This window comes from Streptomyces sp. SP18CS02, assembly GCF_036322365.1.
Taxonomy (GTDB): domain Bacteria; phylum Actinomycetota; class Actinomycetes; order Streptomycetales; family Streptomycetaceae; genus Streptomyces.
In genome coordinates, this window is sequence record NZ_JAQYXC010000059.1 from 1 (window position 1) to 322 (window position 322).

At 73.0% G+C, this 322-nt stretch carries 1 protein-coding gene and 1 pseudogene; one reads left to right on the forward strand and one right to left on the reverse strand.

All coding sequences use genetic code 11. From position 1 onward, the window contains the following. Positions 1-148, forward strand: a pseudogene (argS, locus tag PUR26_RS00225) (arginine--tRNA ligase domain-containing protein); the annotation flags it as partial. Positions 149-230: 82 nt separating this feature from the next. On the opposite strand, the gene PUR26_RS34480 reads toward argS, so the two are convergent. Next, positions 231-322, reverse strand: a 92-nt coding sequence (locus tag PUR26_RS34480; RefSeq protein WP_443076911.1) for a DALR anticodon-binding domain-containing protein, incomplete at its 5' end; no start/stop codon positions are given.

Here is a 322-nt window from a genome sequence, read left to right on the forward strand (position 1 = left end):
CCGCCGCGCCGGCTGGCTCAACGACGACGTCAAGGCGGTCCAGCTGGCCTTCGGCACGGTACTCGGCTAGCACGGCAATCCGTTCAAGACCCGTGAGGGCGAGACGGTGCGTCTGGTGGACATGCTGGACGTGGCCGTCGTGCGCGCCGCGCGGGATCTGGGGCCGCGCAATGGCCGAACCCCGGTGGGGGGGTGGGGGGTGCCCCCCCCCCCCCCCCGACGAGGGCTGATCAGAGGCGCTCGGGCGTCCGGATGCCGAGCAGGGCCATGCCCTGGTGGAGCGTGCGGGCCGTCAGGTCGCACAGGAACAGCCGGTTCTCGA